Source organism: Rhizobium sp. N621, from assembly GCF_001664325.1.
Lineage (GTDB): Bacteria > Pseudomonadota > Alphaproteobacteria > Rhizobiales > Rhizobiaceae > Rhizobium > Rhizobium esperanzae.
This window is the reverse complement of record NZ_CP013499.1, coordinates 735,253-742,499: the sequence shown is the minus strand read 5'-3', so window position 1 is coordinate 742,499 and position 7,247 is coordinate 735,253. Positions and strand designations below refer to the sequence as shown.

6 protein-coding genes are annotated in these 7,247 nt (G+C 61.7%); all 6 read right to left on the bottom strand.

Annotated features, from left to right (window positions below; translation table 11 throughout):
• A complete protein-coding gene (gene repC, locus AMK00_RS30445; protein ID WP_064813149.1) occupies window positions 1–1,302 on the bottom strand; it encodes a plasmid replication protein RepC in 1,302 nt (433 codons plus the stop codon).
• Window positions 1,303–1,513: 211 nt separating this feature from the next.
• Window positions 1,514–2,488, bottom strand: a complete 975-nt coding sequence (repB, locus tag AMK00_RS30440; protein WP_064813147.1) for a plasmid partitioning protein RepB — start codon at window positions 2,486–2,488, stop codon at window positions 1,514–1,516.
• 70 nt (window positions 2,489–2,558) lie between these two features.
• The gene (gene repA, locus AMK00_RS30435) at window positions 2,559–3,767 is read right to left on the bottom strand and encodes a plasmid partitioning protein RepA (protein ID WP_064813145.1); all 1,209 of its coding nucleotides are present in this window, start codon (window positions 3,765–3,767) and stop codon (window positions 2,559–2,561) included.
• A gap of 240 nt (window positions 3,768–4,007) precedes the next feature.
• Entirely contained in the window at window positions 4,008–5,069 is a 1,062-nt protein-coding gene (locus AMK00_RS30430; protein ID WP_064813143.1) for an ABC transporter ATP-binding protein, read from the bottom strand.
• Window positions 5,070–5,091: 22 nt separating this feature from the next.
• Window positions 5,092–5,946: a sugar phosphate isomerase/epimerase family protein gene (locus AMK00_RS30425; RefSeq protein ID WP_064813257.1), complete on the bottom strand. Its 855-nt coding sequence runs from the start codon at window positions 5,944–5,946 to the stop codon at window positions 5,092–5,094.
• A gap of 42 nt (window positions 5,947–5,988) precedes the next feature.
• On the bottom strand, window positions 5,989–7,227 hold the full coding sequence (locus tag AMK00_RS30420; RefSeq protein ID WP_064813141.1) for an ROK family transcriptional regulator: 1,239 nt from the start codon (window positions 7,225–7,227) through the stop codon (window positions 5,989–5,991).
• Window positions 7,228–7,247: the final 20 nt, after the last annotated feature.

Genomic DNA, 7,247 nt, shown 5'->3' with positions numbered 1-7,247 from the left:
TCAGCTGAGCTTGGCGACAGATGGATCTTTTGCGCGCAGGATCGCCATCAGCATCGGGCCTAGCGCAAACTCACCTCGCTCGGCGCGCCGCGTGAGATCCCGGAGATAGCCGCCGGGGGAATGGATGCATCCTCCCCTCTGCAGGATGCAGGCGATGACGGTGGCGGTGTTTTCCGGTCCCATCACCGAGCACGCCTGCTCATAGGCCGAGGGGCTGACGCCGAGCATCCGGTGCACGACCACCGCCGCCGTCATCAGGTCCCGCCTACTGCCGATCGCGCCGCCCGGACCATAATCGGAAATGTCGGGGCAGGCCTGGAGAACCATGGTGAGCGGGAAGGATTTCGGTTTTTCGGCCCTCGGTCGGCCGGCAAAGCGCGGTCCCTCCCCGCCATTCGCTTGCGCTTGTAGCCTCTTATCGTCCGGCGTCGTTTTCGATCGATGACTTCGGTCGGCCTGCATCTCCGGCCTCGCCCCCTGCCCGGTTTCCAGGCCCGGTTCAAATTCAGATATGGATTCAGGGTTCGAATTCTGTATGTGGCGCTCAATCTGGGATTCACTGGCGCTCGGCATCTGCATTTTCTCATGCATTTCCAAAAGGTTGACGATATTTTCACGTGTTGCCTCCAGTTCTTCGAGGATCGGCGCGAGGTTTTCGAGATTTGCAGCCTTCGGAATGCGCTGCAGGATCGCCTGGAACATCGATGACAAGCATGCCCAATCGCCTGGAACCGCTTCCTCGACGGCTGCCGAAATCAGCTTGGCGATGTCGCGCCGGCAGATCGTCAGTCGCTCCTTCAGACCGCGCAGCATCTGCCGGTCGGCGGCGATCCGCGCCGCCATCGTCTCGATTTCGCCGGCGCGGGCAAGAAGCGGTGCGAGGCTGAAGCCGTAGGCCTCGTCGATCCCGCCTTCCCTGCCGCGGCGTACATAACGCTTGCCGTTCGGGCTGTCCTTGCGGGCGATGAGGCCGGCTTCAACCAGCACGGCAAGATGCCGGCGCAAGGTCGCGGCGGCCATGCCGCGGGCTCTGAGCGAAAGCTGCGCGTTCGAGGGAAAGACTACCAGTCCTTTTTCGCTGGACAGTTCGTCCTCGGGATAAAATGTCAGCAGCGCATCGAGCACCGTCAGTGCCCGATCGGTCACGTCGAGCCCTGCCCGCGCCTCGCAGACCGATCGGAACAGTTTCCATTTGTTGCGCGTCGTTCCGGCCGCGATCGCCTCGCCTCGCCGCTGTTTCAGCAGCATGGCAAGCGTCATCGGCCGCCGCCCGAAGGGCGTCGTCACATAATCACTCTCCATTTCCTTCACCTCTCATCAGGCAAAAGAAATCCGCTCACCGAAACGATGCGAGGGTTGAGAGTGCTACAACGTCATTGTGCGTCTGAAAAAGACGCTGGACGCTCCAGGACTCTTGACTGGGATTCGTGAAAATGCGATTCTCTGTCTTGCTTAAGGATGTGAGAAGGGCTTCCACGACTCGTTCGTTTGGGGGCCTTTTTCTTCTGCGGTTTCAGTCTCCTTGTTTGCCCTCCTCGGCGAGGAATTGCTCATAGAGCGCATCCAGCCTGCCGGAGAGAAATTCTCCGAAGCGACCGGCATTTCTAGCCTTCATCGAGAGCGAGAACGCCTTGCCGTCATTCTTCATTTCAGCCTGCACCGCCTTATCAAGCGGCTGCCATGTCACCTTCCTCGCGGCGACGGTTTTCTTGACCGGCCGGGCGCTTTTGTTCAGCGCCGCATAGAGCGCCTCGAAACGTTTGTCGGAAGATATCTGATGAAAGTTGTCGTCTTGCAGGACCTTGGCGATACTTGCCGCATTCGCTGCCTTGCCGGCGAGCAGTGACAGCTCCACCCAGCGCTCGCGGCCGACGCCGGGCGCCGGCCCGATCGCCTGGACAAGCTCCGGCGAGATACGATTCATGACCGACAGCATCTTCGAGACTGAAGCCGCATTGGCGGCAAGTGCTGTCGAGACGACCTCCCTGTCGTAGCCGAGCTCTACGAGCCGCCTGGCGAACAGCGCCCGCTCGATGAAGGTGAGGTCGGCGCGCGCCGAATTCTCCTGGCCCTGGGCGATCACATGGGTCCGGTCGTCGATCGCCTTGACGACGGCGCGGACATTGCGGCCGAGCTCGCGGGCGGCGCGCAGCCGCCGGTGGCCGAAGACCACCTGATAACGTCCGTCGATCCTGGCGTGGGGACGCACCAGGATGGGCGTATCCTGTCCGCGCGCGCGGATCGCTTCGACGAGCGCTTGGAAGTCCTCGTCATCCTCGGACAGGCGGTCCTTGACGAAGGAGGCCTCGACGAGATCGGGGTCGAGATCGACCACCGCCTCGCCCTCCAGGAATTTTTCCGCCTGCTTGGCAAGCTCATCCAGCGAGCGGACGAGCGACCGGCCTGCCCCGCGCATCGGATAGTTCGGCGCGCCTGCGTTTTCATCAGGCATATCGGCCAGCCCTTCCAGCAGATTCTTTCGTGCCATCAGCTTCCTCCGATTGCGGTCATTGCATTGATTCAGTTCAACGAAACGGTGAATTTGTCAGCCGACAAATTTACCGCCCCCATGTCTGGTGAATGAGGCCGGCGATCTCCGTGTTGACGGCGTCCATCGCCTCCAGCGCGCGATCATAGGTTCCCCGGTTCATCGAGGCGCGTTCGACCTCGTAGAGCGTCTGTTTGGTGATGCCGGCGTCCGAGATCGCGGTGGATTTGACCATCTGGTTCTTCAGCATGAATTCGTGGAACATCGTCGACATGAAGCCGACCATCTGGGCCTGCGGCACATCGGTCGGCTCGTAGCGCGTGATGAGATAGCGATACCAGGAGAGGTTCACTTCGGCGCCGGCGGCGCGGATCGGCTTCAGGATACCGCCAAGCATCAGAAGGAACTGGCCCATCGACATGACGTCGAGCATTTGCGGATGGATGGTGATCAAAACGCTGGTCGCGGCTGTCAGCGCCGTCAGCGTAAGGTAGCCGAGCTGCGGCGGGCAATCGATGACGACGACGTCATAGCGGTCGTCGACTTCGGCGAGTGCGCGGGAGATGCGGGTAAAGAAGGTCTTGCCGTCATTGCTCGATTTGTCGGCCATTGCGAGCGGCGTATCGTACTCATATTCCTGCAGGTCGAGATTGGCCGGCACGATATCGAGGCCGGGAAAATTGGTCTTGTGGATGATCTCGGATAGTGGCTTCTTCTCGCCGTCATAGCGGATCGCTTCATAGAGCGAGGAGGCCTGGTCGAACTCCGGCTGGAAGCCGTGCAGGGAGGAGAGCGATGCCTGCGGATCGAGATCGATGGCAAGGACGCGATGGCCGGTCAGTGCCAGATGCTGGGCGAGATGGGCTGATGTCGTCGTCTTGCCCGAGCCGCCCTTGAAGTTGACGACGGCGATGACTTGCAACTTCTCATGGCCGCGGCGATGGGGCACATACATGCGGCTCTCGGAGCGGCCATGCGCATCGAGATAACGCCTCAGCTCCAGCATCTGCTCAGCGCTGTAGGAGCGCCGCCCGGAGGGCGAGGTCTGCGGGCAGGGGCCTTTGCCTTCCAGATGCAGCTTCTTCAGCGTGCTCTGCGAGGCTCCGACATAATTGGCGACCTCGGCGAGAGAGAAGCTGCGCAGCGTCTTCTTTGCGTTCGGCGGAAAGCGCTGCACGCTCAAGAGATGCAGCTTCTTCGAAATCACGTCGCCGTGCTCGAGAATCTGATCCTCGAAATACAACGGCGCGGCCTTCAAGGCATTCGAATTAGCGTTCATCGGCAGCAATCTCTTGGATAACGATTTTCGGGATCAAAAGCCCCTGTAACCGTTATTATCCGCGATTCTCCGATACCGGCCAAGAAATTTAAGGTTAACGCATATTAACCTTTTCGGTGCTCGTTCAAGCACTTGGTTGCCGGCGGGTTGATGCGTGGCCGGGCCGGAGATCCGGGCCGGGGGCGCGGCGAACGCGCCCCCGGCGGCACCCGGCCGAAGGGGAGGGGTCATTCGGCGGGCTTAACTCAGTGGCGCTTCGCCTGTCGTGATGCGCTGTTCGTCTTCGCCGAACAGGTGAACGGTGTCGTGACCAGGGGCGATCCTCAACACGTCGCCTGGGGCGGCCCTGATCCGCTCGCGGAAGACGCAGGTCAGCGTCTGCCCTCCGAGACGAACAAGGACGAGTGTTTCCGAGCCGGTCGGCTCGACGACGACAGTCGTCACTTCAATGCCGTTGGGGTCGAGCATGATATGTTCGGGGCGAATGCCGTAGGTCACCGCATCGCCCGGCCGGCGTTCGCTCGGCAGCAGCAGGCCGTCCACGGTCCTGAACCCGTCTTCGCTCATGCTGCCCTTGATGAAATTCATCGCCGGCGAGCCGATGAAGCCGGCGACGAACAGATTGTTTGGCCGGTCGTAAAGTTCGAGCGGCGAGCCGGACTGTTCGATCAGCCCGTCCTTCATGACGACGATCTTGTCGGCCATGGTCATGGCCTCGATCTGGTCGTGGGTAACGTAGATCGTCGTCGTCTGCAGCCGCTGGTGCAGTTCCTTGATCTCCGAGCGCATCTGCACCCGCAGCTTGGCGTCAAGGTTCGACAGGGGCTCGTCGAACAGGAAGACGGCCGGATCGCGCACGATCGCCCGGCCCATGGCGACGCGCTGCCGCTGGCCGCCGGAAAGCTGTTTCGGATAACGCTCCAGCAGGTTTTCCAGCCCGAGGATCTTCGCCGCATTGCCGACCCGCTTGTCGATCTCCGATCTTGGCATGCGCTTCATCCGCAGCGAGAATCCCATGTTCTTGGCCACGGTCATGTGCGGATAGAGCGCATAGTTCTGGAACACCATGGCGATGTCGCGGTCTTTGGGGGCGAGCTCGTTGACGATGTGTTTGCCGATCTGGATCTTGCCCGAGGTGATGCCCTCCAGGCCGGCGATCATTCTAAGCAGCGTCGATTTTCCGCAGCCGGAGGGGCCGACCAGGACGACGAATTCGCCGTCGCCGATATCGACCGACACGCCTTTGATGGCTTTGAACGCGCCGTAATCCTTGCGCGCATTGCTGACCGAAACATGGGCCATGAAACTCCTCCCGAATTCGCCGTCAAAGTCCGTTCAAGACACTTTTGAGATAATCGAGGCCGAGGCGCTCGCCTTGCCTGCGCGCAGAGAGGTCCTTGCCCGGCCAGCCATAGGCGGCGTCCTCGTGCTCGATCGACAGCGTGCCGGTAAAACCGTAGCCGCTGGCCTGGCGGAGGAAGCGCGGCCAATCGAGGAGCCCGAGCCCCGGCAGCTTGTATTGCCACCAGCGCTTGGCGTGATAGCCCATCGCCTGCAGGCCCTCGGCGTCGATCGCCGTATCCTTGGCGTGCAGGACGGCGATGCGATCCTTGACCGCTTCCAGCGCCCGATAGGGATCGATGCCGATGCGGATGAGGTGCGAGGGATCGAATTCGAGGCCGAAGCGGCGGTCCTTGATCCGGCGAAAAAGCTCCTGCCATCCCCTAGGCGTCGTCCCGATGAAATTGTCGTTCGGCCCCGGCCAGTTCTCGATGGCGAAGGTGAGGCCGCTGTCTCTCGTCTCTGCGATCAGCCCGTTCGCGAAGTCGGCAAAGTTGTCGTAGTTGCCTTCCTCGTTCGCCGTATCGTCGCGGCCGGGAAAGATCACGAAGATCGGAACGCCGGCGCCGCCGATCGCTTCGGCAAATTCTGAGGTCCTTGCCCGGAGCTCGCGGCGCTTGTCGCGACCGGCATCGAGCTGATTGCCAAAAAAAGTGATCGAGGAGACGAAAAGGCCGCGGCTTCTTGCCAACGAGACGGCGTCGGCCACCCGGTCGGGTGTCCTGATATGGCCGCCGACATCGATCTCAATCGCTTCGAACCCCGCCGATGCGGCGAAATCCACCACTTCCTCCAGCGGACGGTCATTGAAAGTCGAGGTATAGAAGCCGATCTTCACCATATCCTCCGATCTTCATCAATCCGGGGCCCTGCGGCCGTTTCAATTGTTCAGGCGATCCATGAATTTCAGCGGCGAGCGCGTGCGCTGCGCCACATCTGCCGATGCGAGCATGAGGGCTGCCGCCATCGGCATGGCCGCCGCACCCATGGCCGAGGCGTCCTCGCCGATCGAGGCGCGATGCAGCGAGGGCAGGTTCGTATCCTCGGGGTCGAGATGTTCGTGCACATAACGCAGCAGTTCATCGACGATGCGGATCGGCAGCCGGCCGCCGACGAGCACGGCGTCGGGATCGACGATCATGGCGATATGTTTGACGGCGACGGCGAGATGCGCGCTCATTTCCTTCAGCCACTGCGAAACGAGGCGCTTGCCGCGCGCATCGAGCATCAGCAAATCCTGGGGAACGCTCACCTTGATCCCGTGCCCGGTGAGGAAATCATAGAGGAAGAACAGCGAGAAGATCTCACCGAGAAGCTGAACCTTCTGCGCCTCGCCGTCGCTACCGTCGGCAATCGGAAGCCAGCCAATCTCGCCGCTGAGGCCCATGGCGCCGCGATGACCGTTACCATCGAGAACGAGGCCGCCGCCCGGGCAGGCATTGACGGCGATATAGAAGAAGCTGCTGCTTTCCGCGCCGAGGCCGTAGTTGAGCTCGGCAAGGGCGGCGGCATTGGCTTCGTTTTCGGTGAAGACGGGATGCGGCGTCAGGCTCTCCAGTGCTGTGCGCACGTCGAAATCAGTCCATTCCTGATAGGCGTCGGGCTTGCCGAGCAGCGAGATTTCGCCAAGCCAATCCGGCATGGCGAGCCCAATGCCGGCAAGGCGCGCATCGTCGATCAGCCGGCTGCGCTGGAAATGCGAGATCGCATCTGATGTCAGCTGCATGAATTCCGACGGCAAGATGAAACGCTTTTCGTGATGCACCCGGGCGCGCACATTGCCGACGGCGTCGACGGCCAGAATCGTTAGATGGTCGCGGTCGATATTGATGCCGATCGCGTAATAAGCATCCGGATTGATCTCGAGCTCGATCGCCGGCTGGCCCCGCAGCCCATGCCGACGGCGGGCTTCCATGATCAGGCCCTCGTCGAGCAGGCGGTCGACGATGCGGGCGATCGCCGGTTTGGTAAAGCCGGTCTGCCTGGCGATTTCGGCGCGCGAAATCGGCGCCTCGCGGTGGATGCAGCGCAGCACGACGGCCCTGTTGTGCGCCCCCGCATCTTCGACATTGGCGCCCGTCAGATCGGGGGAGTGTCTGGCACCGAGCGTCTGGTTCATGCGTTCAATCCTTCCTCGCG

Bases quoted from the DNA above. Each gene is read 5' to 3' on its own strand.
- repC (WP_064813149.1), bottom strand. From the start codon at position 1,302: ATGGAGAGTGATTATGTGACGACGCCCTTCGGGCGGCGGCCGATGACG.
- repB (WP_064813147.1), bottom strand. From the start codon at position 2,488: ATGGCACGAAAGAATCTGCTGGAAGGGCTGGCCGATATGCCTGATGAA.
- repA (WP_064813145.1), bottom strand. From the start codon at position 3,767: ATGAACGCTAATTCGAATGCCTTGAAGGCCGCGCCGTTGTATTTCGAG.
- AMK00_RS30430 (WP_064813143.1), bottom strand. From the start codon at position 5,069: ATGGCCCATGTTTCGGTCAGCAATGCGCGCAAGGATTACGGCGCGTTC.
- AMK00_RS30420 (WP_064813141.1), bottom strand. From the start codon at position 7,227: ATGAACCAGACGCTCGGTGCCAGACACTCCCCCGATCTGACGGGCGCC.